The 23356-nt window shown below is 48.2% G+C and carries 21 protein-coding genes, 2 pseudogenes, 1 riboswitch and 1 other annotated feature; of the genes and pseudogenes, 20 read left to right on the plus strand and 3 right to left on the minus strand.

Going from position 1 to position 23356, the window contains the following annotated elements; genetic code table 11:
* Positions 1–265 precede the first annotated feature (265 nt).
* The 4 genes from ABN764_RS26345 (at position 266) to ABN764_RS26360 (ending at position 4323) form a co-directional block, all read left to right on the plus strand.
* A complete protein-coding gene (locus ABN764_RS26345; RefSeq protein WP_072728718.1) occupies positions 266–1126 on the plus strand; it encodes a DUF72 domain-containing protein in 861 nt (286 codons plus the stop codon).
* Between the two features lie 72 nt (positions 1127–1198).
* Positions 1199–1298, plus strand: a riboswitch (purine riboswitch).
* 274 nt (positions 1299–1572) lie between these two features.
* Complete coding sequence (locus ABN764_RS26350) at positions 1573–2181, plus strand: xanthine phosphoribosyltransferase (protein WP_446673578.1); 609 nt, start codon at positions 1573–1575, stop codon at positions 2179–2181.
* Entirely contained in the window at positions 2178–3527 is a 1350-nt protein-coding gene (locus ABN764_RS26355; RefSeq protein WP_072728716.1) for a nucleobase:cation symporter-2 family protein, read from the plus strand. The genes ABN764_RS26350 and ABN764_RS26355 overlap by 4 nt, the downstream gene beginning before the upstream one ends.
* A 343-nt stretch (positions 3528–3870) precedes the next feature.
* Positions 3871–4323: a DnaJ family domain-containing protein gene (locus ABN764_RS26360; protein WP_446673579.1), complete on the plus strand. Its 453-nt coding sequence runs from the start codon at positions 3871–3873 to the stop codon at positions 4321–4323.
* A gap of 137 nt (positions 4324–4460) precedes the next feature.
* On the opposite strand, the gene ABN764_RS26365 is transcribed toward ABN764_RS26360, so the two are convergent.
* A complete protein-coding gene (locus ABN764_RS26365; protein WP_142543661.1) occupies positions 4461–5327 on the minus strand; it encodes a fatty acid kinase binding subunit FakB in 867 nt (288 codons plus the stop codon).
* A 216-nt stretch (positions 5328–5543) separates the two neighbouring features.
* Here ABN764_RS26365 and ABN764_RS26370 point away from each other — a divergent pair, with 216 nt between their 5' ends.
* The 3 genes from ABN764_RS26370 (at position 5544) to argS (ending at position 9134) form a co-directional block, all read left to right on the plus strand.
* Positions 5544–5726 carry a hypothetical protein gene (locus ABN764_RS26370; RefSeq protein ID WP_021256440.1) on the plus strand — a complete coding sequence of 61 codons (183 nt, stop codon included), beginning with the start codon at positions 5544–5546 and terminating at the stop codon, positions 5724–5726.
* Between the two features lie 238 nt (positions 5727–5964).
* Positions 5965–6894, plus strand: a complete 930-nt coding sequence (locus tag ABN764_RS26375; protein WP_446673580.1) for a DUF3895 domain-containing protein — start codon at positions 5965–5967, stop codon at positions 6892–6894.
* 175 nt (positions 6895–7069) lie between these two features.
* Positions 7070–7313: a binding site (T-box leader), on the plus strand.
* Between the two features lie 60 nt (positions 7314–7373).
* A complete protein-coding gene (gene argS / locus ABN764_RS26380; RefSeq protein WP_446673581.1) occupies positions 7374–9134 on the plus strand; it encodes an arginine--tRNA ligase in 1761 nt (586 codons plus the stop codon).
* Between the two features lie 343 nt (positions 9135–9477).
* On the opposite strand, the pseudogene ABN764_RS26385 reads toward argS, so the two are convergent.
* Positions 9478–9618: pseudogene (locus ABN764_RS26385) on the minus strand (hypothetical protein); the annotation flags it as partial.
* A gap of 209 nt (positions 9619–9827) precedes the next feature.
* Between ABN764_RS26385 and ABN764_RS26390 the strand changes: the two are divergent.
* From ABN764_RS26390 to ABN764_RS26440, 11 genes are all read left to right on the plus strand, one after another.
* On the plus strand, positions 9828–10406 hold the full coding sequence (locus ABN764_RS26390; RefSeq protein ID WP_446673582.1) for a TetR/AcrR family transcriptional regulator: 579 nt from the start codon (positions 9828–9830) through the stop codon (positions 10404–10406).
* Positions 10407–10545: 139 nt separating this feature from the next.
* A complete protein-coding gene (locus ABN764_RS26395) occupies positions 10546–10887 on the plus strand; it encodes a DMT family transporter (protein WP_446673583.1) in 342 nt (113 codons plus the stop codon).
* Entirely contained in the window at positions 10887–11201 is a 315-nt protein-coding gene (locus ABN764_RS26400) for a DMT family transporter (RefSeq protein ID WP_174809606.1), read from the plus strand. Before ABN764_RS26395 ends, ABN764_RS26400 begins: the two co-directional genes overlap by 1 nt.
* A gap of 269 nt (positions 11202–11470) precedes the next feature.
* The gene (locus ABN764_RS26405; protein ID WP_446673584.1) at positions 11471–12448 is read left to right on the plus strand and encodes a serine hydrolase domain-containing protein; all 978 of its coding nucleotides are present in this window, start codon (positions 11471–11473) and stop codon (positions 12446–12448) included.
* Positions 12449–12580: 132 nt separating this feature from the next.
* Positions 12581–13048 (plus strand): zinc ribbon domain-containing protein, encoded by a 468-nt coding sequence (locus ABN764_RS26410; RefSeq protein ID WP_021254935.1) that lies wholly within the window; start codon positions 12581–12583, stop codon positions 13046–13048.
* A 333-nt stretch (positions 13049–13381) separates the two neighbouring features.
* Positions 13382–15190, plus strand: a complete 1809-nt coding sequence (locus ABN764_RS26415) for a proline--tRNA ligase (protein WP_446673660.1) — start codon at positions 13382–13384, stop codon at positions 15188–15190.
* A gap of 63 nt (positions 15191–15253) precedes the next feature.
* On the plus strand, positions 15254–15592 hold the full coding sequence (locus tag ABN764_RS26420; protein WP_446673585.1) for an acetyl-CoA acetyltransferase: 339 nt from the start codon (positions 15254–15256) through the stop codon (positions 15590–15592).
* A 163-nt stretch (positions 15593–15755) separates the two neighbouring features.
* Positions 15756–16334, plus strand: coding sequence for a TetR/AcrR family transcriptional regulator (locus tag ABN764_RS26425; RefSeq protein ID WP_446673586.1), 579 nt, complete (start codon positions 15756–15758; stop codon positions 16332–16334).
* 64 nt (positions 16335–16398) lie between these two features.
* Positions 16399–18345, plus strand: coding sequence for an alpha/beta fold hydrolase (locus ABN764_RS26430; protein WP_446673587.1), 1947 nt, complete (start codon positions 16399–16401; stop codon positions 18343–18345).
* Between the two features lie 104 nt (positions 18346–18449).
* Positions 18450–19472, plus strand: coding sequence for an FUSC family protein (locus ABN764_RS26435; RefSeq protein WP_021254930.1), 1023 nt, complete (start codon positions 18450–18452; stop codon positions 19470–19472).
* Between the two features lie 435 nt (positions 19473–19907).
* On the plus strand, positions 19908–20396 hold the full coding sequence (locus ABN764_RS26440; RefSeq protein ID WP_174809490.1) for a DinB family protein: 489 nt from the start codon (positions 19908–19910) through the stop codon (positions 20394–20396).
* Between the two features lie 156 nt (positions 20397–20552).
* On the opposite strand, the gene ABN764_RS26445 is transcribed toward ABN764_RS26440, so the two are convergent.
* Positions 20553–20822, minus strand: a complete 270-nt coding sequence (locus ABN764_RS26445; protein WP_021254928.1) for a hypothetical protein — start codon at positions 20820–20822, stop codon at positions 20553–20555.
* Positions 20823–21059: 237 nt separating this feature from the next.
* Here ABN764_RS26445 and ABN764_RS26450 point away from each other — a divergent pair, with 237 nt between their 5' ends.
* Together ABN764_RS26450 and ABN764_RS26455 are read left to right on the plus strand one after the other, a co-directional pair.
* Positions 21060–22070 carry an alpha/beta fold hydrolase gene (locus ABN764_RS26450; RefSeq protein WP_446673588.1) on the plus strand — a complete coding sequence of 337 codons (1011 nt, stop codon included), beginning with the start codon at positions 21060–21062 and terminating at the stop codon, positions 22068–22070.
* A 373-nt stretch (positions 22071–22443) separates the two neighbouring features.
* Positions 22444–23253 (plus strand): annotated as a pseudogene (locus ABN764_RS26455) (alpha-L-rhamnosidase-related protein); the annotation flags it as partial.
* Positions 23254–23356 lie beyond the last annotated feature (103 nt).

The raw sequence follows: 23356 nt of genomic DNA on the forward strand, positions 1-23356 counted from the left end.
AAGCAACGATTCAATGATCAAGATGTTGAATGCGGAGACCGCTTATCTCACTTATAGCGTGTACATTTGTTATTTTGTTATGAGTATATTTTTCAGAAAAAGGTTGGTTTGGTACGAAGGGGCGTAATGTACATAAGTTGCAGAACTGAAATCGATATGTATCATGATGAGTAAGGAAATATTGTCCGATGGTTCGACGTTTATGAAGAAGACATGAGTATGGCGTGTACATAAGAGCAAATACAAGGTGTGGAAGGAGTCGAGAATGGAGCATCATCAGATTGAAGTTGGTCTAGCGGGCTGGGGGGATCAAGATGCGTTGTATGGGCCGGGGACAAGAGCTGCTGAGAAGTTAAGTGAATATGCGCGGCATTTTTCCATCGTCGAATTGGACAGTTCTTTCTATGCAGTTCCTTCTCCTGAGCGAATGCTGGGTTGGTGCGAACAGACACCTGAGCACTTCGGATTTATCGTTAAGGCGTATCAGGGGATGACAGGGCATTCTCGCGGTAAGCATCCTTATACGAGTACGAAGGAGATGTTTCACGTGTTCCGTCAATCCGTCGAGGCGCTCCAAGAAGCGGGCAAGCTTAGAACAGTGCTGTTTCAGTATCCTCCCTGGTTCCATTGCGACCGCAGAAATGTAGACATCTTACGGCGTACGCGGAAATGGATGGAGGGCTTGCCTGTTGCTCTTGAATTCAGACATCAGAGCTGGTTTGTGGAACCAGTGCGTGAGCGGACGCTTGCATTTATGCGCGAGGAAGGCTGGATTCATAGTATTTGCGATGAACCACAGGCAGGTGAAGGAAGTGTGCCAACGGTACTTGTACCGACACAGGCAGAGGCTACCATGATTCGGATGCACGGCCGCAATGAATCTGGCTGGAATGCAAGCGGTCAGCCGAATTGGCGAGATGTTCGTTATTTGTACCGTTATGATGAGCAAGAGCTTACAGAGTGGAAAGGACATATCCAATCTCTCTTGATGAATACGAACCGCTGCTGGATGATCTTCAACAATAATTCGGGAGGCGATGCAGCGCACAATGGGAAGCAGTTCAAGCGTATGCTTGGACTGGAAGATCCGCCGCTCCCAGCTGAGCAGCTGACATTATTTGATTAAGAAGATAGGAACAGTTATTTTCAGAAATTGTTACTTCCTTTCAGTAAAAAAATGAGGTATACTTACCGCTACAATCATAAAGCAGCGTCTTCTCGTATAGGTGCAGGAATTGGCCTGCATGTTTCTACCCAATCACCGGAATGATTGGACTACGGGGAACCAGCGTGCCGCACATTATGTCGTGGATTTGGGTGAATACGTCCGTATTCCGTAATACTGCAGCGCGGCCGTTTCTTTCAGTGATTCTGCTGGGAAACGAGGTTCACAGTCGATAGCTTGCATGTTTGTTAGGCTGACGATTCGAATCGTACAAGCACTAACCAGCATTCAGGTTTCGTACAACCCGATTCCAATCACCTTCCTGCAGCGGAGGGGATTGGAATCGGGTTGTTGTCGTATTAGAGAAGAGAGACGTTCAACTGTATACGTCGAAAGGGGAACTGGACATGAAACAGCTTCAGGATAAGATTACTCAAGAGGGATTAGTGCTCGGCAACAATGTATTGAAGGTGGACTCGTTCCTTAATCATCAGATGGATCCAGCGCTTATGCAAGCGATTGGTCAAGAATTCGTGCGTCGTTATGCAGGTGAACGTATTACGAAGGTACTTACCATTGAATCTTCCGGAATCGCCCCAGGTTTGATGACAGCACTGGAGTTGAATGTACCGCTCATCTTCGCTCGCAAGCAGAAGTCATTGACACTGCGCGAAGACATTATTGTGGAGAAGGTATACTCCTTCACGAAGCAAGAGACGAATGAGGTAACGGTGTCGAAGCGCTTCTTGTCCGCTGATGATCGTGTACTGATCATTGATGATTTCCTTGCAAATGGTGAAGCGGCTTCTGGCCTGGCTCGCATTGTGGAGCAGGTAGGAGCAAGTGTAGCTGGTTTTGGAATCGTTATTGAGAAGTCGTTCCAACCAGGACGCCAAATGCTGCTCGATGGAGGATACCGTGTTGAATCCTTGGCTCGCATTGCTTCTCTGTCAAATGAAGGCGTAACATTCGTGGATGAAACTGCGGAAACGACATCGGAAGCGGTGCAGCAATGAGCCGAGTCGATAACCGTATTTTTGTAAAAAATCGGCATCCGCTGCAAACCTTCTCGCTCGGCTTGCAGCATGTGCTCGCTATGTATGCCGGAGCGGTTATCGTTCCGCTCATCGTGGGCGGCAATTTAGGATTCAATCAAGAGCAAATTACGTACTTGGTTGCCATTGATTTATTTATGTGCGGGATCGCCACGCTGCTGCAAGTATTTGCGAATCGGTGGTTCGGCATCGGGATGCCTGTCGTGTTAGGCTGTGCGTTCCAAGCCGTCACGCCAATGATCGCAATCGGGAAGGATTTTGGCATTTCGTATATTTACGGAGCCATCATTGCAATGGGCATATTCGTCATCTTGTTCGGGGGCTTATTCGGCAAGTTAATTCGCCTATTTCCGCCTGTCGTAACGGGCTCTGTAGTAACGATTATCGGTGTAACGCTAATTCCTGTTGCATTCACGGATTTAGGAGGAGGCCAAGGCAATCCGGACTTCGGCAGTCCAACGAACTTGCTGCTTGGCTTCGGCGTACTCATATTTATCGTTATTATGAACAAGCTGTCCGCTGGATTTATCCGTGCGGTATCGATCTTATTAGGGCTTGTCATTGGCACAACGATCGCAGCGCTCATGGGTCAGGTTGATTTCACTCCCGTAGCGGAGGCATCCTGGTTCCATGCAGTACAGCCTTTTTATTTCGGCGTTCCGAAATTTAATATGACGGCTATCCTGACTATGATTATTGTAGCAATGGTCGGCATTGCTGAATCTACAGGCGTGTTCATGGCTTTAGGCAAAATTATAGACCGCGACGTGGATTCGAAGGATCTGGCACGTGGTTATCGGGCAGAAGGCCTGGCGATAACGATTGGCGGTATTTTCAATGCATTCCCGTATACGACATATTCGCAAAATGTCGGGCTTATCCAAATGAGCCGTGTGAAAACACGTGATGTGATCGTGGTCGCGGGTGGATTGCTGATGCTGCTTGGACTTGTACCGAAAATTGCCGCATTAACGACGTTGATTCCGAGTTCAGTGCTCGGCGGCGCCATGGTTGCCATGTTCGGTATGGTTGTGTCGAGCGGTCTGCGGATGCTCGGCTCTCAAGTAGATATGAATCGTCATGAGAATCTGCTCATTATTGCCTGCTCGGTAGGGATGGGACTTGGTGTAACGGTAGTGCCTCAATTGTTCGCGAGCCTGCCGTCAACGGTTCGAATCTTAACGGATAACGGAATCGTAGCAGGAACTTTTACCGCGCTGGTTATGAACCTGCTCTTCAACGGTACGAAGCAGCAATCTGATGGAACGCAGAGCGAGGAAGAAACTGAACATTCTGTAGCTTCTTAGGCTCTGAACAAGCTAGTCTGACAATAACCAATAGTGACGGCCCATTGGATGAATTCCAATGGGTTTTTTGCTATGCGGTATGTGTGCTCAATCATCGCCACAAGGCTCGAACCTTTGGTTTCATGCAGGTCATTAACAATGATATTCAATAAAGCAATTCATAAAGCAATTCATAAAGCTATGTAATTAAGACATGCAATTAAGCTATTCATCACAAGCATTTTACATAAGCCACTCAAACCGTACACGCACGAAATTGTCACATTTAAAGGGTGGTGCATACTAGACAAAATTGTGAAACAGATTGGATAATTATGTTATTCATGTGATTGGGGGGATCGCAATGGGTTGGTTCCGAAAGGAAAGTAAGCAGTCAGCAGAAGTTAAGCCGATCAAATCGGAAATCGCAGAGGACGCACCGCAAACGATAGCAACTGAACGAATGATGAGCAATTGGTTGGATGATGTCTTTACCCAATATGAGAAGAAGGGCGGATTGGATGATTTGCCTGGCAAGGGCAAGCCGCTAGAGGTGCGAGGCGGAGATCCGTTGAATGGGGTGCTGCACAACGCGAATGTTGTCCCTTCCTGGCTTGCGCTTCAGCATGAGATTAGAGATGAACTGCAGCGTATTATGAAGCTGAGCAAGGATCAGCCCCAAGCCGACGTATCGGCTGCGATGTCCGATGTGAATCAGAAAATCGTGAAATATAACGCGACCGTTCCATCTACATTATTCCAGAAATCCAAGGTTACATTAGATACGATAGAGGGCCAATTGGCGAAATGGATGTAACAATAGTCCAGAAGCTGACATAAGAAGCAGATGCCCGCACGATCGGTTAGCGCCGATTGTGCGGGCATCTTACTGTTCAAGGAGCGAGTGGATTCGTCTCCTGTCTCTTCAATTCCAAGGCAGCCATGTTGAAACCTTTATGCGGAATAGGATTTATTCGGGAAGAAGAGCGCTAATGTTCCTGGGCCTGAATGAGCGCCAACTGCGCAGCCAATGGAACTAATCAGGAAGTTCGTCATCCCGAAGCGTTCAGTAATCATCGACTTCAACTGCTCCATCGCTTCTGCGTCATCACCATGGGCGATACCGATGACCTGCTGCTTATCTTCGAGATTCGCTCGCTCCTCCATCAGTTCGACAAGACGCTGAATGGATTTCTTTCTGCCTCTTACTTTATCGACGGGAATGAGTTTTCCATCCTCAACATGAAGCACGGGCTTAATATTGAGCAGTCCGCCAATGATGGCTGATGACTTGCTGACACGTCCGCCGCGATACAAATATTGCAGGTCATCGACCGTGAACACATGCTCCATTTGCCGGGCAAGCGATTGTGTGCGTGTGATAATCTCTTCCCTAGGCAATCCCTCACGCGCCCAGAGCGCAGCCTGTCTAACAACAAGGCCAAACCCGAGTGAAGCGCATTTGGAATCGATAATACTGCAAGTGAAGGACGGGAAGTCATCTTGTACCATATCATGCATAATGCGGGAAGAGGCATACGTTCCTGACAGTTCCGACGAGAACGCAATATAGATAGCTTCCTCGTTCGCTTCGGCAATCGATTGGAAGGTTGTCTGCAGTACCTCCATCGAGAGTTGAGAAGTCTTATATACATTGCCTTCGCGCATGCCATCGAGCATGGCTTTCGGCGTAATAGTTACTCCGTCCTCATATTGTTCATTGTCTATAGTAACGATTAGCGGCATGACCGTAATCCCCAACTCGTCAATGACAGATTGAGGGAGGTCAACAGCGCTGTCGGTAAGAATGCGAATTGCCATAATCATTCTCCTTTTCTTCTTTCATGTTCATACCGAAGTACTTATCTCCATCATACCATGAGTTGAAGCGAAAGCGGTGAAGGAATGTGTTTATCAAGTATTGTGAGTTAGTGGGGTTTAATGGAAATGATGGAGCTGAATCATACAGTCATATTTCCCCTCCTTCATACATAAGGGTAGGAGAACGAATGAATTGACAGGAAATGAGGGGATAGAATGGCGAAGAACAAACGCGGTAAATCATTATGGAATCTGCCTTCACGTGGCCGAGGTACATGTCCGGTCTGCGCCAGCACTCGCATTAAGCTGCTGTATAATCGGACAAGAGGGAATGGCGTACAGATTAAGGTATGCAAGAAATGCTTTCAAGCACCGCAGGAACGAATTGATGCTTCATAATGGCAAGTCCAGATCCGATCGTAAAATGCCATTGATGAAGAATAAATATTCTTCATTTAGCTTCGCTTCTTAGGGATCACCGTTCTTATCGATGTGCCTACCATAGGTTGCCGCCCAGCGAGGGAGTGATTGACTGCCTGCGCTAGGGCGGCTTCTTCATGTGAGGCATGCCTTCACTTCCATGCTCTACTTCCTGTACAATAGACAGTAATGGAGCAAAGCGCGAGGAGGAGAAGATATGATATTAACTATCCAGGAACGGGATGAGATGTTATCGCAGCTCAATGACAACCAACGTGAGTTCCTGAATCACTATCTCGTTCGCTCTCGCCGCACGGCGTTCGCCAATGCGATGGCGAAGGAGAAGGGGCATCATGTTCCAGAACATGCGGCACCAGAGGACATCGAGGCGCTGTTAGATGATTGGATTTATACGGGGTATAAAGATGCGGGGACGATAAGTCCAGAGCTGCGATGCGAATGCGGCCGTTCTCTTCGATATCAGCATGAGGTGAAAAACCGGAAAACAGGCGAGATCAAAAAATTCGGCATAGAGCACTTGAAGGAGCACTTAGGGATTGATGCTGCAATCGTGGCGACAATTAAGAAGGGCTTCGAGGCCATTGATTATGAGCTTGATGAGATCTTGTTGAAGATAGCCAACGATTGGAAACCTGCTCCAGATGCCTATTCTGTGGCAGATTTGCCTGAACATCTACAACGGCAATTGTCGGTTGGACTGCCCTTGTTGGACAAGCAGATCAATATGCTGCGACGCAAGCCGGTGGTGAGGAATGCTTCACCTTCGCCTAAGACAAGCGAGCCTAGCGCAGCTCCTGAACCTGCATCGGCACCGATTCTAGAGGAGTTCGACCTATGGTCATGGACGGAGCCCGAGCCTGCTGCTGTGGTTCAAGAAGTTAGTAATGCTGGGAATGGGCTTACTGCTGCTGAACAAGCGGCCGTGAAGCAATATGTGGAGACCGGTGTTGGCAGTGCGAGAGTGATTAGTGAATTGTTAATACGTGATCATGGAACGCCAGATCGCCGCTATATAACAGGCAAGCCTCTAATCTATCCGGATGTGTGCCAATTTATTGAGCAATCTTATCTAGACATTTCGGTCGAATTGAATGGAACTGAGGATCGCAAGTATACAATGCGGTAATCGAAGCTGGACGGATAGTAGTAGAATGAGTCTCGGATTTGATGTGAATCTCAACTGGTTATGACGTAAATACTCGGATGGTGGCATAGTAAGGAATATTTTTTCTGAAAATATGCATGTGATAGGTTGATTTTTCCTAATTGTTCTGGATATAATGTGTAAAATGAAAATCGACGCAACAACGATGAACGGGAGAGTACTCTGCACAATCCGTGCTGCAGCGAATCGGGATGGTGGAAGCCGATACGGAATGGAGAGGAAGCGGACCCGGGAGTTGGTTCTGTGAACTGCCTCATATGAGGCCGTAGGAGAGCCCGGCGACAGCCGTTATTTATCGAGTGGACTCTTTTCGGAGCAGCAAGCTTCCGGGTAGGGTCAAGTAGAGTGGTACCACGGGGATTCAAGCCTCCGTCTCTTTGTAGACGGGGGCTTTTTGACGTGTTGCGAACCGTAACCAACAACAGGAGGAGAACGAACTTATGCTAAAAGAAATTGCCGCGCAAGTACTAGAACCTATTATGAACATGAACGGGGCAGACATCGAACGTGCCTTGGAAGTACCTCCGCAGAGCGAGCTCGGCGACTTGGCGTTCCCTTGCTTTCCATTGGCGAAGCAGTGGAGACGTTCTCCACAGCAGATTGCGGTGGAGCTTGCTGAACGCATCAATCAAGAGAGCGATAACATTCGGATACGAGCGGAAGCCTCTGGCGGATATGTGAATGTATGTTTTGATCAAGATTACTATGGCGAGGCTTGTCTTGCTCGCATGCAGGAGCCGTTATTCGGCAAGCTGTCGATCGGAGAGGGGCAGCGTGTCGTTATTGATATGTCGTCCCCGAATATTGCGAAGCCGTTCAGTGTCGGTCATCTGCGTTCTACGATGATTGGAAATGCGCTCGCTCACCTGTACGAAGCTGCAGGATACGAGGTTTTGAAGGTGAATCACCTTGGGGACTGGGGTACCCAATTCGGCAAGCTGATTACGGCCTATAAGCTGTGGGGGGATGATGATACGCTGCGCCAAGATCCAATCCGTGAGAGCTTGAAGCTGTATGTAAGATTCCACGAGGAGGCGGCTCAGCAGCCGGAGCTGGAAGACGAGGCGCGCGAATGGTTTCGCAAACTTGAGGCGAGCGATGCAGAGACTGTGCAGCTGTGGACGTATTTCGTTAACGCAAGTATGGTCGAATTCAATCGCATGTACGAACGACTCGGCGTTTACTTCGATCACTTTCTTGGCGAGAGCTTCTACAATGACAAGATGGATGCGGTCGTCGCTCATTTGCAGCAGCTTCAATTGCTCGAAGAAAGTGATGGGGCGATGGTCGTTCGTTTGGATGATGAGGGAATGCCGCCATGCTTGATTTTGAAATCAAACGGCACAACGATTTACCCGACACGTGATTTGGCAACGGCGATCTATCGTAAGGAAGTCATGAAGGCTGACAAGTTGATTTATGTAGTTGGCGCGGAGCAGCAGCTGCACTTTCAGCAGGTATTCGCCGTGCTTGGCAAGATGGGATATGAGTGGGCACAGGAATGTACTCATGTTCCGTTCGGCTTGATGACATTTGAAGGGAAGAAGATGTCTACGCGCAAGGGCAAGGTTATCTTCCTTGATGAGGTATTGAATGAGGCAGAGAATCGCGTACTCCAAATTATCGAAGACAAAAACCCATCTCTGCAAGAGAAAGGCAAGGTGGCATCGAAGGTTGGGATTGGTGCGATCATCTTCGGTGACCTGAAGAGCAGCCGTATGCTGTCTGTTGACTTCAACCTGGAGGATGCGCTGCGCTATGAAGGCGAAACCGGCCCTTATGTACAGTTCACACTCGTCAGAGCGAAGAGCTTGCTCGTCAAAGGGGGATGGACGCCATACTCTGATTGTCCAGCGGATACCGCGGTGCTTGGCAAGGATGCAGCGGAGTGCGAAGGTGAGCTGCTGGGCAAGAAATCAATTGCGACAGGAGGAGTAAGTCAAGAAGCATGGATCTGCTTGAAGTCTCTCAGCAAGTATGAGCGTGCTCTTCAGATGGCGGTGGCTAGCAATGAGCCATCCATCTTCGCCCGGTATTTGCTTGATGCAGCCAAGCAGTTCAACCGTTATTACCATCAGGAGCAGATTCTCGTGGAGAATGAGATCGAGCGCCGCCACAAATTGCGTATCGTCGCAGCGGTGGCACATGTGCTTGAAGCAGGGCTGAACCTGCTTGGCATTGAAGCGCCGGAACATATGTAGGGCGTTATATCGATGTGAGTTGTGAAAAAGAGAATCGCATCATCTGTATCACTTCATTGATTATGCGTATGTTAGGCATGAATTTCGTAGGGGTGGTGGGTTGGTTTGTACTCGCAATCTGAACCTGTCTATCTGTAGACGACAGAAGAGCCGCGGAGATATCGTCTCCCGGCTCACGCACAGGTCACATACAGGGGTCATGTACAGGTCACGCACAGATCATTTATAGATCATTTACAGGTCACTTGCAGATTAGGCTTGATGCTACTGTCATTATCGCCATTTTTCCAAATTCCGGAGTGATAAGCGGGAGGTTCATCTGTTCAATGGCTGCTTTTGTATCCTATTTAGCGTTCAGTCCCTTTTTATCGGAAAATGGGATCAGGTTTTGCTTCGCATTTTTGGATGTCATTAGAATAAACATTTGAACTTTCTGTTCGTCATTTGTAGGCAGAGTTGCTTTATCCTTTTCTCGATAAGCCTTGTGAAGCTCTGGTTAGAGAAGATGTATCGTATTTAAAATATATAAAAGGGTATTTAACTATCGAACTCGTGATTGACAAAAGAGATGAGATGTGAAAAGATGTACCTAACGAATATTAGTTAGGATAAAAATGTGTCGTCGTAATGGCATGCGGGAACGCTGCGTGCATTACCTAACGAATATTAGTTAGCCTGAAGGAGATGAGTAGAATGACAGCTAACCGAATTATTGAGGTCGCTTTGAATCATTTTGCAGAACACGGATATGAAGGGGCTTCCCTTGCGAATATCGCGGAACAGGTAGGCATCAAGACGCCATCTATTTACGCTCATTTCAAAAATAAAGATGATCTGTTCGTTAGCGTAATCCGCCGTGCTGTACAAGAGGAAATGGGACACTTGCAGCGGTACATTCAGACCCACCGTGAGCATCCGATTAAGGATGTGCTGTACGGATTGATCCAACAGTATGAGGCACGCTATGAAACGAGCAATCAATTGAAATTCTTGCTGCGGGTGATGTTTTTTCCGCCTGTTATCATGCAGGAGCGAGTTATGGAACTGGTCAACGCCCATCTGGATCAGATAGAACGGGAGCTTATGGCCGTGTTCAAGCTAGGAGTGGAGCGAGCGGAGATTGATCAACTGGATATGGAGATGATGACCGCTTCTTATATGTGTCTTGTTGATGGCATTCTCGTTGAAATGCTGCTTGGCGGCCCGGACAGATTCCGACGCCGCTTCGATGCTTCATGGCGCATATATTGGCGCAGCCTAACACGGGACTAGTTCGTAAATTGATATGAACAATGAATCTCTTGATTGAGAAGAGATATAGGAAATAAAGAGTGGAGTAAGCCGCATCTGTGGGATGCAGTCATGGAATCGTGCTCGTTATAGAGATAGCAAGGAAGGGAGAGAGCAGCAAATGAATAAGCATTGGATCTACGTATTTATCGCCGCCTTCTTCGAGGTTTTCTGGGTAATCGGATTGAAGCACGCGAACAATGTATGGGAATGGGGAGGTACGGCCATTTCAATTATTGTCAGCTTCTATGTGATGATTATGGCAGGCAAGAAGCTCCCTGTAGGGACGGTATATGCCGTATTCGTTGGACTTGGAACTGCAGGAACTGTCTTCGCAGAGATGGCTTTCTTTGGAGAACCATTCAAGATGATCAAAGTGCTGCTTATCCTTGTGATGCTAGCAGGTGTGATGGGATTAAAGCTGGTGACGAATGAGAACGAAGCGAAGGGAGCTGAATCCTAATGGCTTGGATAAGTCTCATTGCAGCAGGATTATGTGAAATGCTTGGTGTGGCGATGATTAGTAAGCTGAACAAGGATCGCAACTGGCAATCCTTCGTCTTTATGGCGGCAGCATTCAGCGCTAGCTTCATTTGTCTGTCTATTGCGATGAAGTCGCTCCCGATGGGGACGGCGTATGCGATATGGACGGGAATTGGCGCATCTGGGGGTGCCATCCTCGGGATGCTCTTCTACGGGGAGTCCCGCGATTGGAAGAGAATCTTATTCATCTCCTTGGTACTCGGAGCAGCAATTGGGCTGAAGCTTGTTTCTTGATGCTGAAGCTGACAGGGCATCGTTGAGGCATTTGTGCAAATGGAATAGTCAGATCGTGATCCGTGACAAATGAGGAACAACTCCATACCATAATTAATTTTATAAAGCGCCTCCCACTATCAGCATGGGAGGCGTTTTTGTGACGTTGATTAGAAAATGAAGGAAACCCTGCCATAGATATCGAAGTCAGTAACGACGTAGTACTCACTAGTAGAGTTCATCTTCAGAGCAGCAAGCTGTGAAGAACATGGGAAGGGGATAAGACCGTTATGGAGTTAGCAGCTTGGGTGGATCAATTGTTGGAGAAGCAAGGATATAACGGATCGATCTTGCTGGCGTCACAGGGTGAGATTGTCATAAGTAAAGGGTACGGCCTAGCGAACATGGAAGAGAGGCAGCCCATTAATAAGGATACAGTATTCAAAATTGCATCGATTGCCAAGCAATTTACGGCAACAGCCATTATGAAGCTGCAGGAGCAAGGGCTGCTTCGTGTAAAAGATAAGCTTGCGAAGTATGTACCTGAGTGTACAGGGCTTGCAGATGTTACGCTCCATGAGCTGCTCACTCACTCCTCTGGATTGGACGAAGATGCATTAATTGATTGGAATGTACATGAGGATCTAAGGCCATTGCATACGCTGGCGCTCGATACCGTCACGCCATCCGGTGCAAAAGGGGCGTATCGCTATAGCAACTTCGGCTATGCGCTGCTTGGACTGATTGTAGAGAGACTGTCGGATCAACCGTATGAAGCGTATATCGAGAAGGAATTCTTCGAGCCATTCGGTATGACAAGAACAGGTGGACGTATGGATATACTTCGCAGTGAGCCGAACATGGGGATCGGCTATAGAGGGGGAGAACTCGCTTGGAAGGAAGATATACCAAGCCATAACAGTGCAGGAAGCATTGTCTTCTCCACTACCGAAGACCTGTTCCGCTGGGATCGTGCCCTTCGCTCAGGCCAAGTGGCGAATGCGGAGTCAATCGATGCGATCTTCACGCCGCAAGCTCGAATTGATGAGGAACGCAGTTATGGCTACGGATGGGTCGTATATCCGGATCGACCGCATATCTCGTATCATAACGGGGGATTATCGGGCTACAGCTGTACGATGATTCGGGATGCGAAGTCGGATTCGGTGCTTATTGCCTTGAGTAATTTAGCGGATATCGGCATGCAGCCTATTGATGTACTGAAGCAGGGCTTGCAGGAGCATTTCCCAGCGTTCATGCAGTTGTAGCTGTAGCAGTAGCCTAGCCGCTAAAGGAGCGTACAGGTTATTCGGAACGGATTGTGTCAATTTGCAATTGCTTTACAACGGAATCAGTGCGTATTCAAGATTTGGCTGGGTAACGGAAGGAGTGCATCGCGCATGGCGATCCAAATATGCAGCAACTGTGGGTATTCGAACGAAAAGTCCGCATCGGTATGCATCGTCTGCAGTCACTCCCTGAAGGACGCCTCCTTACAGGGAACGCCAGAGGAAGATAAGCAATACAACGGCATCTTGGCTGTGAAGCAAGTGGAGCTTACATGCTCTGAGTGTAATGGAAATGTAGAGCAAGGCTCCACGGAGTGTAAAAATTGTGGTTCCATGATTTCGAATCAGATTGCCAGTGAGAAGTCAGATGATCGACCTAGCGAAGAGCAAGCGTCAGAGCGCAATATAGGCTGCACTTCACTCTTGATCGTAATCATAGCCACCGCTATTTACCCAATTGTCGGAATCTTAGTGGGAGGCGTATATGCCTTCAACAACGACAAAGAGAAGCGGGGAGTCGGTATCGCGTTATTGGTACTGGGTTTATTGTTGAAGTTGGGCTACTGGGTGATGCGGTAATCGGGTATCGGTGGATGAGATACTTGACACCGAGTAACAGAACATGTAATTTATTTAGAAAATATAACCACGAAAAGCGACGACCAAAGACATGAGAGTGAACGAGATGCACGTACAGAGAGGAGTTAACTTGGTGCAATGATTCCCTTGCAGCTTCATTCTTCCTACTTTGCAGCTGCAGATTCGATCTGCCGGGCGCATGCCCGTTATGGAACATGTGAGAGCTGTCGGTATATGCCGACTGCTGAATTAGGGTGGTACCACGACAACGCATTCGTCCCTTATGGGATGGGTGCGTTGTTTTATTATGGAGAGAAGAAGAGGGGGATTGAGATGAAACAGAGTGAATTGTTCCTATCTACGATGCGGGATATGCCTTCAGATGCGGAGACTGCCAGTCATCGACTGCTGCTGAGAGGCGGTTACATGCGGCAAGTTGCGGCGGGCGTATACTCGTATTTGCCGCTTGGCTGGAAAGTGCTTCGGAATTTACAGGAGCTGATTCGAGAAGAGATGGAGCGGGCAGGTGCTCAGGAGATGCTCATGCCAGCCATGCAGCCTGCAGACCTGTGGCGGCAATCGGAACGGTATGCGGTATATGGTGAAGAGCTAATGCGGCTGTGTGATCGCCATGAACGGGAGTTCGTGCTCGGCCCGACACATGAAGAAGTCGTTACGGCACTGGTGCGAGATGAAGTCAATTCGTATAAGAGACTGCCGCTTACACTGTATCAAATTCAGACGAAATATCGTGACGAACGACGGCCTAGACATGGCTTATTGCGATGCAGGGAATTCATCATGAAGGATGCTTACTCCTTCCATCTGGATGCAGATTCGCTTCATGCTCAATATGATCGAATGGTTGAGGCATACCATCGGGTGATGCAGCGTCTGAATCTAACGTATTGTGCAGTGGAGGCAGATGCTGGCGCGATTGGCGGAAGCGGACGAACACATGAATTTATGGCACTGACCAGCATTGGTGAAGATACGATTGTGTCTTGTGGGCATTGCGGATACGCCGCGAACCTTGAGAAGGCTGTAAGTGAGTCTGACTCTGCATCTGCATCTGCGGCGAATACCGAAGCGCTTCCCGATTCGGTCGAAGCTGGACATACGAAGGATGTCGACACGAAGGCTGTCCAAATTGAGGAAGCACGTTTAACAGGAGAGGCATCGACAGCAAATATGCCTGCACGTATCCATACCCCTGGGGTGAAGACAATTGATGAGTTGACAGCCTATTTGCAAGTGGAACCGTCCCAAACGATAAAGACATTGTTATATGTGGCAGATGGTGAGCCAGTTGCAGTGCTCGTTCGCGGGGATCATGAAGTAAATGAAACGAAAGTCATGCGAGCATTGACAGCCAATCAGCTGGAACTCGCCGATGCCGAGACGGTAATGCGAGTAACAGGCGCTCCTACAGGGTTTGCAGGGCCAGTTGGATTGAAGATCAAGTGCTTAGTCGATAAGGAAGCGGCTCACGTGGAAGACGCGATTGTGGGAGCGAATGAGCAGGATTACCATCTGATGCATGTGAAGGCTGGGAGAGATTATGCACTCACTATGGTAGGCGATTATCGGAATGTCGTGGAGGGAGAACGATGCGTACATTGTGGTCATGCACTGTCGTTCCATCTTGGAATTGAGCTAGGACATGTCTTCGAGCTTGGAACGAAGTATACGGATAAGCTGGGCGCACAGGTGATGAACAAGTCGGGTCAAATGCAGACACTTCTGATGGGATGCTATGGTATTGGCGTATCCCGCATGATGAGCGCAATGGTGGAGCAGATGCAGCATGAACGAGGGCTGCGCTGGCCGGTGTCTGTCGCTCCTTACTTGGTGCATATCATTCCAGTCTCGATGAAGGATGCAGCACAAGCTGAAGCAGCATCGAGATTGGCTGAGGATATGAGCAGCTTTGGTGCGACTGTGCTGTGGGATGATCGCGATGAGCGGTTCGGCGTGAAACTGGCCGATGCGGATCTAATTGGCTGTCCAATGCGTATCGTTATCGGCAAGCATATTGCTGAAGGGAAGGTAGAACTTGTACATCCAGACGCCAGCACATCAACTCTGGTAACGATGGAGCAGGCGGTTCATACGGTGAGAATGTATGCAAATCGGTCATGATCGGACGGTATGAGACATAAGGTGGAAGTGTGTGACATTCGAACAGAATGGAGGTCATATGCTATGAATGCTTCGAAGCCATCATCCGATCAGTCGCTTCCATCTCAAACCGAGCCGCAAGTTATATATCAAGCGGATGGCGCTCACTTACAGTGCTTGCGGGATACTCGTGAAAAGCTGCATCATATATGCCATTCGTATATGAATCGACCCGTCCGTATTCAGACGATAGACGGATTTATCTGTGATGGTATTATTGTAAATGTGGATCGGGGAATTGTGTACGTACAGACGCAGCAGCCGGTTATGCAGCGGGGATTATACAATGCTTACATGTACAATAACGTTATCTTGCCGCTGGTTCTGTATGAATTATTAGTTATTACGCTGATGGTTACATAAGTCCTCTTGCACTTTATCAGCTGTATGCATCCGTGAACAATCACACTTAGCCCTTGCTATCGAAGCAAGGGCTGTTCGTGTATGGAAAGATAAAAACAGTGAATAGAGGTTGTAAATATTGATTTAGTACTGTATAGTACTAATTATGAATGAGAGTAAACGAATGCAACCATTATCGAATCGAGATCGAGTCATTGGCACGGCTGCAGCGCTATTTTTGCGCCAAGGGTATGCCTATACGAGCATGGATGAGATTATGCATGCGAGCAATGTGTCTAAGTCGAACATCTATTACCATTTCAAAAGCAAAGAGGAACTACTTGGTTCAGTGCTCGTCTATTGGATGGGACAATATGAACAGTTGCTAGAAAGCCTGCTTGCACGAAGCGATCTAACCGTAGAAGAGAGGGTGCTGGCATTTGTGGATGCTGCTGCGCAGCAGCATGAGCAGTGTGATGTTCAAGTGGGATGCCCCTTCATGTCGTTGTTCATGCAGAGTCCGCTTGATGCGATCCAGGTTCGGCAGCAGATCGGACAATTCTTCGCTCAGCAGCTGCCTCTGTTCGAGCGGATGTTCGAGCAGGCAAGAGCAAGCGGAGAGATTGCAAGCCATCATCAACCGTATGGATTGGCAGTTGTACTGCTATCCGCGATAGAAGGGGCACTGCTGCTAGGTGATACAGAACCAAGCCTGCCGCGTGTCCGGCATACGGTTGCACATTTTTTTCAACTGCTTCGCTGAGGCGAGGCTTTTTTTTGACGTGAATTAGAACTGAGTAGTACTAATTATCAGAGGGGGCAATAACATGATGTACAACAAGGAAACGATCTTGATTACTGGGGCAACGGGGTTTATTGGGAGAGAGGTAATCCGGCAGTTGAAGGATGGTGATGAAAGGCTGCTTCTTCTCGTACGTTCCGCGACACGAGCAGAAAAGCTGTTCCAGCAGTACTCAGAATCGGTAAGAAGCCGTATTGTGTTCATCGAGGGGGATTTGGAGCAGGAATGTCTGGGATTGAAGAAGGAGGATTGGCAATTAGCGAGGCAATCTGATGTATTGATCCATGCCGGTGGAGCGATGCAGATTACTCAATCAAGTTCAACAGCAGAGCGAACCTTCCTTCACGGTGCTCAGGCAATAAGTCGGTTAGCGGAAGAGATTCATGGTAGCAAGGGACTTCGACGCTTCATTCATGTAGTTGGCTATATGAGCCCCTTTCAACAAGACACGAATGTTAGCGGGCTTTCCATTGATGATGTGAGTCGGTTCGTGCCGCCCGATGCTGCCCCTTACGAACGTATGAAGTTCATGGCGGATCTGTGGATTCGTCAAGAGGCTGCTCGCGTTGGCTATTCGCTATCTGTTGTCAATCCTAGCACCGTTATTGGTGCTAGGCCAACTGGAAGTACGCCGCAGCTGGATGGCCTTGGGATCTTAGTGAAGGCGGTTCGCAGCAGATTGATGCCGGTCGTTCCAGGAGGGAAGCATTATTGGCTGCCTCTTGTAACGAATGACGAGGTCGCAGAAACTATTGTGTTGCTGGCTAGGGATCAGGCGAATTCAACTCATCAATCAGCAACATATAACCTTGTTGGTGATAAGGCCGAACAACCAAATATGAAGGAGCTATTACACGAAATTGCTCGGCAGCTTCATGTAGGAGCGCCAGTGATGTCTATGCCAACCCGATTGCTATTGGCCGTGATGAGATATGGTGGGGAGAAACTAACAGGCATTCCGACGCAATCATTGGCGTTCGTAACAGATCGCAGCTTCAATAATGATTCGGCGAAGCAACTGCTGCGTCAGAGCTCGATGCGTCTGGGCTCGAATCGTACACCGCTGGATTGCAGAGACATATTACCGTTTGCTATTGCAGATATGGATTACCGTCTCACATTTCCGGAAGACAAAGGGGAGAGAAGCTTCGCCAGAGGTCGATTCGGTTCGATGGCTGCGTGGATAAGGGAAGGATACGGAGTGCCGATTGTACTGCTGCATGGCTGGCTTAGTCAAGCAGACGATCTGCTTCCGTTGGCAGCTGAACTGTATCAGCGAACGGGCCGTCCACTAATTGTTCCTGACTTGCCGGGGTTCGGTCGCTCACCTTCAATTGATGGGGCTGACCGAAATCTGGCTGCGGGCATTGTGGACAGCGTTGCGGCGGCCATTCAGCTTCAAGAGCCCGTAACCCTGATAGGTCATTCTTATGGTGCGTGGGTAGCGAATGAATGTGCCATTCGGTTACATGGCAGTGTGGAGGAGCTGATTATGCTGCAGCCTGTGCTGCAGCGGCCGCGTGGTGCTGTAAGGGCGTTTATCAGCCGCGGACGCCCACTTGCAGCTTTTATGCTGAAGCACATGCCTGCTTCGGTAATGAATAAGGCAATGCTACGCGAGGGAGTGTTCGAACATGCATCATCAATTCCACACGGGTATGTGTCAAGAATGAAGGCTAGTTTTCGTTCTCCTCGGATTGCTAATGCGAATGCTTCTATCATGCAAGCCATCTATCATCAATTGCCGAAAACGATGACTTCGCCCAAAGAAGTAAAGCTGGCTAGTTCGCTCGTAGGAATCGTATGGGGGGAGAAGGAGAGGCTGCATCAGCTGCCTGTCTTACTCGAGGGAGATGAGCGTCTAGTTCGCTTGCCGTACGGGCATCATTTTCCCTTATCGCATTCAGAAGCAACTGCGTCGACTATCGCTGCGGTGCTGGGCGAAAAAACAACAACAGAGCAGAATATTTAGGCGTGATCCATTTTATTAGCCACCTACCTTGTCTTGAAGCTGGATGGATTCGTGTATACAATAAGGGAGTGTGAGTGCCGTCTAGCAGAATGGAGGGATTGAGGATGGCATTCGGAGCCAGAGTGCTGAAGACAGGGATTGCGGTTACGCTAGCGTTGTTCATTAGTCAAATATTCCAGTTCAAAACCCCGGTCATCGCCGCCGTTGCCGCGATATTTGCGATGCAGCCTTCGATTTATCGTTCATGGAGGTATTTTCTTGAACAGCTCCAGACGAATACATTGGGCGCTGCAATCGCCTTATTGGCAGGGATGTATTTCTCGCATGAGCCGATTGCCGTCGGTATTGTATGTGTACTGGTCATTATGATTTGTCTGAAAATGAAAATGGAAGAGACAGTAGGGTTGACGCTCGTGACCGTCATTGCCGTTATGGAAGCATCAGGTCAATGGGATTTCGCCCTGCTTCGCTTCGCGCAGATATTGATCGGGATTGGTTCTGCTTGTCTTATTAATATTTTGTTCTTCCCGCCGAATCCGAAGGCACAGTTCATTACGTTGATTGAATCATGCTTTAGTCGAATGTCGCTGCTGCTGAGAACCGTCATCTCGGATGAAATGAAGGAATCCGTGTTCCAGGAAGAGAAGCAAAGTCTGGTGGATTCACTGAAGGTACTCGCCGATAAGTATAAGCTGTTCGAAGAAGAGACGAAGAAGCTGAAGCGAGCGAAGTATAGCCGCTCACGCGAGTTGGTTGTATATAAGCAGCTGCTGCATACGCTCCGCAGCGGAATTGAGGTGCTGGAAGCTATCGATGAACATTACTTCCAAGCAGCCCGTGAGCCGGAGACGAATCAAATGTTCGATCAACACTTGGAAATGCTGATTAAATGTCATGAGCATGTACTGTTGAAGTTCGAAGACAAGGTAAAGCCGAACAGCTTGGAACTGGATAAGATGGAGGAAGATAATGAGCAGTTCATGCAGATCACGATGAAGCTATGTTCCCAAGATGGCAGTGAGATGCTAAGGTTGTCCATTGTTGCCGCGGCTATGTATGAATACGGCTTTCAAATTGCAAGATTGGATCGCCTTGTCGGCCACGTCGAGAAAGATTCAGATGCGTAGCGGCAGATGGTGTGCAGCGTATTGAATCTTTTCGCACCGCGCGTGCTCCCAAGCACGCGGTGTTCCGCTGCATGACGGCGGTCGGTCAACCACAAGGTTCACAGGAGTAGCAGAATAAATAACCGATGATCGTACCAAGGAGGAAGACGGCTGATGACAGCTGTCTTCTTTCTTTTTTCATCAGCAGGATCCAATAAAGCTGTACTCCCATGCTTTTGTGCTGCGCGAATGAATTTCACGCAGGACAGCTTGGATATACAGATGTGAGACACAAGGGCGGAACAGGCGATCGATTTTAGGAAAGCTTAGGAAAGCTTAGGAGAGCTTAGGAAAGAATTCGTTGGAAATTCATAATTTTAGGCATTGAACTGATGGCAAGAGCGATATATGTAAGGAGAAGGGTTGACTCTTTCATTCAGATTGGAGTGAAGTGTAGTGGAATCGGTTCATTTGGAGCATGAGGTGCTAAATAGTTTCCAAACTTGGAGAGGATGGGTAATCGAAGTTTTGAATAAGGTAGACGTGGAAATTGTCGATACGATCCCAGCAGGGTGCAATAACTCTATCCGATGGCATGCGGGTCACCTTGCTGTGGCATGGGATCAAGGAATTTTCCAGAATGTCTTTAAGGAAAAGCACTTGCCTGAACATTATGTGGGCTATTTCGCCAATGGAACAAGTCCTTCGCAATGGAATGGGGATGCTCCTGCTCTGGCGGAGATCATCACCCATTTGGAGGCACAGCGTCATATGATCTGTGAGCGAATTGGGGGAAACTGGGATCTCGACTTGGTCAATCCTTTTCTTCAATTTACGAAGGCTAGCCAAATGTTCTTCTTCTTGTTAAGTCATGAAGCTATGCATTTCGGCCAGATCAGGACATTTATAAAGACCCTTGAAGCATCCCAGCCGAATCCAATCTAAGTACTTCGACGAAACAAGCATGTACCGATGGGCAATTTTATTATGCATGTCAGAAAGGGATCAAAGAAAAAAGAGCCGTGTACCGGCTCTTTTGACAATAAACCTGTCAAATAGGAAGATGCGTAGTTAGGTAGTTAGGTGATTCCGATTGTAATGTTATTTGCGCTTTGTTTTTGGACGAACGCCGCGAGTGCCAACAGTACGCTTGCCATTTTTCACGCTTCTGATTTCTACAGGGCCTACAACTTCCTCTCTTTCGACAACCGTGAATACATGCTTCGGAATCGGGCAGCAATGATGACGGTTGATCACTTCGATCGGATGAATGATAGGCAGTATTTGAGGATGGAAGAAATCACGAATTACTGGTCTTGGCGGACATACGATTGGTTCTGCTGGCGGGCAGAACGGACGAGGACATGTCATGAATAACAACTCCTTCTGTTAAGATGGTACATTATATTGGGGAACTTGGAATTGAGTCTGTACACCTGTACTGTCTCGTGAGAAAAATGCACAAATATGGGTGGGAGACCAGCAGTGCATTTGTGTATGTCGTCTCGCTTTGAGCGTGTTATTGAACAGCGGGTAAACGTGCAAATGTGCATAGATCGAGCGGAGAAAGGGTATCTTTACCTCTATATTCGTTACGAGGTGAGACTGATGCCCAAGAGGCTTATTAATGGAATTCATCTGCACTACCATACGTATGGCATAGGTACACCCATATTGTTTATTCATCCGCCACTGTTGACCTCGGCCAACTTTCGATATCAAGCGGCGCAATTATCGTCTACTCATCAAGTCATCACCTTCGATATTCGCGGCCATGGGGAGAGTGATGCTTCCAAGGAACCCATTACGTATCCGCTCATTGTCCAAGATATGGTGAAGCTGCTTGACGAGCTTGGCATTAAGCAGGCCTATATTTGTGGATACTCGACTGGCGGAGCCGTAGCGCTTCAGGCGCTATTATCACATCCGCATCGATTCAAGGGCGGCATTCTTGTGAGTACGATGGCGGAAGCAAGCGATTACTGGCTAAGAGGAAGAATTGCGCTTGCGATCGCACTGACGGCGATGAAGGCCAAGTCATTGCTTGCGTGGGCTATTTCGTTCGGAAATGCGGACAGCCGGACGACATACCGGAACTTGAAACGTACGGCGATGCGTGGGGATGTATCGAATTGGAAGCAATATTATCAAGCGTCATTGAAGCATCGCTGCACAGAGCAGTTGAAGTGCATTCAGGCGCCTATGCTGCTGATTTATGGCGAGAAGGACAAAGGTTTCCATCGTTATGCGGTCAAGCTCCAGCGATATTTGCCGCATTATCATTTGTATTGGCTGAAGGGGGCTAAGCACCAAATTCCGACGAAGCAAGCACGTGAGATGAACGGAATTATTGCACGGTGGGTGCGGAATCAAGAGCTGGCATCGGAAGTGAAGGAGGAGCTTCTTGCAAAGCGGACTGTGAATTCAATGCCGAAGCAGGAGGCTGAGAGTACTCAGTCTGAGTGGGATGGAACCGCAAGCGAGACGAACTCTGCAATTCCGATGGAACCACCCTGGTACATGGAGGAAGAAGACTTACGTGTAGCTGATGCACTGCATGTTCTAACTGCAGCGGAAGCAGGAGAAGTAGATGATCATCATGCGGATGAACTGCATTGATCGGCGAGCTTAAGTTGGAGATCGAGCAATGGGAAATAGAAGTGAGATATGGACTGCGACTGGATCATGGCTTATACAAATAAATGTTGGAGAAGACGCGCAGCTGTGCTTGGGCATTGGCGCGTCTTTTTTTACTGCTTGTTGGAGGTTAGGGAATGGGAAAAGGATGGACGGTGGTTGCTAGCACATTCCTTCAATAATAATAGATTTCTTTTAATAGTTATTCCAAATATAGTGAGTTGAAGGTATAATTTATGGAAATATGCAGCAGTACTATGTTTCTATTACTCCATGAAATCAGGTGACGACTATGCTCATAGTGAAGAAGGGTGTGAGAACAAAGAGAATCCCATTGGCATTGAATTAGGAATGGTTTATCGCGACTGCTTACTATGAATATTCGACCTCCTTGGTGCAGCGGATTGCGGTTATTCTGGGCGAGGTGGAGGATGCTCAGTACTATAGCAGCTTGCACGGGCATATTCTTCAGGCGCTTCAGGATGAGTTCATTACGCCGAATGGCAGACTGGCGTCTGATACGCAGACCGCACATGTACTGGTATTGATGTTCAATCTAGCTGGTGAGTGCGTGAAGGAACGCGCTGTGAAACGCTTGGTAGAATTGTTGAAGCATGAGAAGGATCATTTGACGACCGGATTTCTAGGGACACCGTACTTGAACCTCGTCTTGAGTCAATGGGGACATCACGAGCTTGCGTGCAAGCTCTTATTCCAAGAGGATTATCCGTCATGGTTCTATCCGATCAAGAAAGGCGCAACCACCATATGGGAGCATTGGGACGGCATTAAGGAGGATGGCTCGCTATGGAATGACAGTATGAATTCCTACAACCATTACGCCTACGGTTCCATTATCGAGTGGGTGTACCGCTATGTCGTCGGCTTGGAAATCGATGAGGAGCAGCCTGCGTATAAGCATTTCTATTTGCAGCCGCATTTTGGTTATGGTCTAGATTGGCTGCGAGTGAAGCGGGAGACGGCGTACAGCGAGATTGCGATCGAGTGGAAGCTGGAAGATGGTATGGTCGAACTGACAGTGAGCATTCCAGCCAATACGACTGCGACACTGCGAATCGACAACCAGATCTGGGAACCTGTTGAAGATTATGAAGCAACGATCGGTTCAGGGGCGCATCGGTTGCAGTACCGTCAATCTAGATGACCGGATTTAAGCGGGAAAGTTATGTACATCGGGGGCATATCCATCATGAGTAGGTGGATATGCCTTTTGGTTTTCGAGGATTATATTTCCAATCAAGAGGTTT

The organism is Paenibacillus wuxiensis (assembly GCF_040195695.1).
GTDB classification, from domain to species: domain Bacteria; phylum Bacillota; class Bacilli; order Paenibacillales; family Paenibacillaceae; genus Paenibacillus_B; species Paenibacillus_B suaedae.

Coding starts and splice junctions, on each gene's coding strand:
- ABN764_RS26345 (WP_072728718.1), top strand. CDS start 266: ATGGAGCATCATCAGATTGAAGTTGGTCTAGCGGGCTGGGGGGATCAA.
- ABN764_RS26350 (WP_446673578.1), top strand. CDS start 1,573: ATGAAACAGCTTCAGGATAAGATTACTCAAGAGGGATTAGTGCTCGGC.
- ABN764_RS26355 (WP_072728716.1), top strand. CDS start 2,178: ATGAGCCGAGTCGATAACCGTATTTTTGTAAAAAATCGGCATCCGCTG.
- ABN764_RS26360 (WP_446673579.1), top strand. CDS start 3,871: ATGGGTTGGTTCCGAAAGGAAAGTAAGCAGTCAGCAGAAGTTAAGCCG.
- ABN764_RS26365 (WP_142543661.1), bottom strand. CDS start 5,327: ATGGCAATTCGCATTCTTACCGACAGCGCTGTTGACCTCCCTCAATCT.
- ABN764_RS26370 (WP_021256440.1), top strand. CDS start 5,544: ATGGCGAAGAACAAACGCGGTAAATCATTATGGAATCTGCCTTCACGT.
- ABN764_RS26375 (WP_446673580.1), top strand. CDS start 5,965: ATGATATTAACTATCCAGGAACGGGATGAGATGTTATCGCAGCTCAAT.
- argS (WP_446673581.1), top strand. CDS start 7,374: ATGCTAAAAGAAATTGCCGCGCAAGTACTAGAACCTATTATGAACATG.
- ABN764_RS26390 (WP_446673582.1), top strand. CDS start 9,828: ATGACAGCTAACCGAATTATTGAGGTCGCTTTGAATCATTTTGCAGAA.
- ABN764_RS26395 (WP_446673583.1), top strand. CDS start 10,546: ATGAATAAGCATTGGATCTACGTATTTATCGCCGCCTTCTTCGAGGTT.
- ABN764_RS26400 (WP_174809606.1), top strand. CDS start 10,887: ATGGCTTGGATAAGTCTCATTGCAGCAGGATTATGTGAAATGCTTGGT.
- ABN764_RS26405 (WP_446673584.1), top strand. CDS start 11,471: ATGGAGTTAGCAGCTTGGGTGGATCAATTGTTGGAGAAGCAAGGATAT.
- ABN764_RS26410 (WP_021254935.1), top strand. CDS start 12,581: ATGGCGATCCAAATATGCAGCAACTGTGGGTATTCGAACGAAAAGTCC.
- ABN764_RS26415 (WP_446673660.1), top strand. CDS start 13,382: ATGAAACAGAGTGAATTGTTCCTATCTACGATGCGGGATATGCCTTCA.
- ABN764_RS26420 (WP_446673585.1), top strand. CDS start 15,254: ATGAATGCTTCGAAGCCATCATCCGATCAGTCGCTTCCATCTCAAACC.
- ABN764_RS26425 (WP_446673586.1), top strand. CDS start 15,756: ATGCAACCATTATCGAATCGAGATCGAGTCATTGGCACGGCTGCAGCG.
- ABN764_RS26430 (WP_446673587.1), top strand. CDS start 16,399: ATGATGTACAACAAGGAAACGATCTTGATTACTGGGGCAACGGGGTTT.
- ABN764_RS26435 (WP_021254930.1), top strand. CDS start 18,450: ATGGCATTCGGAGCCAGAGTGCTGAAGACAGGGATTGCGGTTACGCTA.
- ABN764_RS26445 (WP_021254928.1), bottom strand. CDS start 20,822: ATGACATGTCCTCGTCCGTTCTGCCCGCCAGCAGAACCAATCGTATGT.
- ABN764_RS26450 (WP_446673588.1), top strand. CDS start 21,060: ATGCCCAAGAGGCTTATTAATGGAATTCATCTGCACTACCATACGTAT.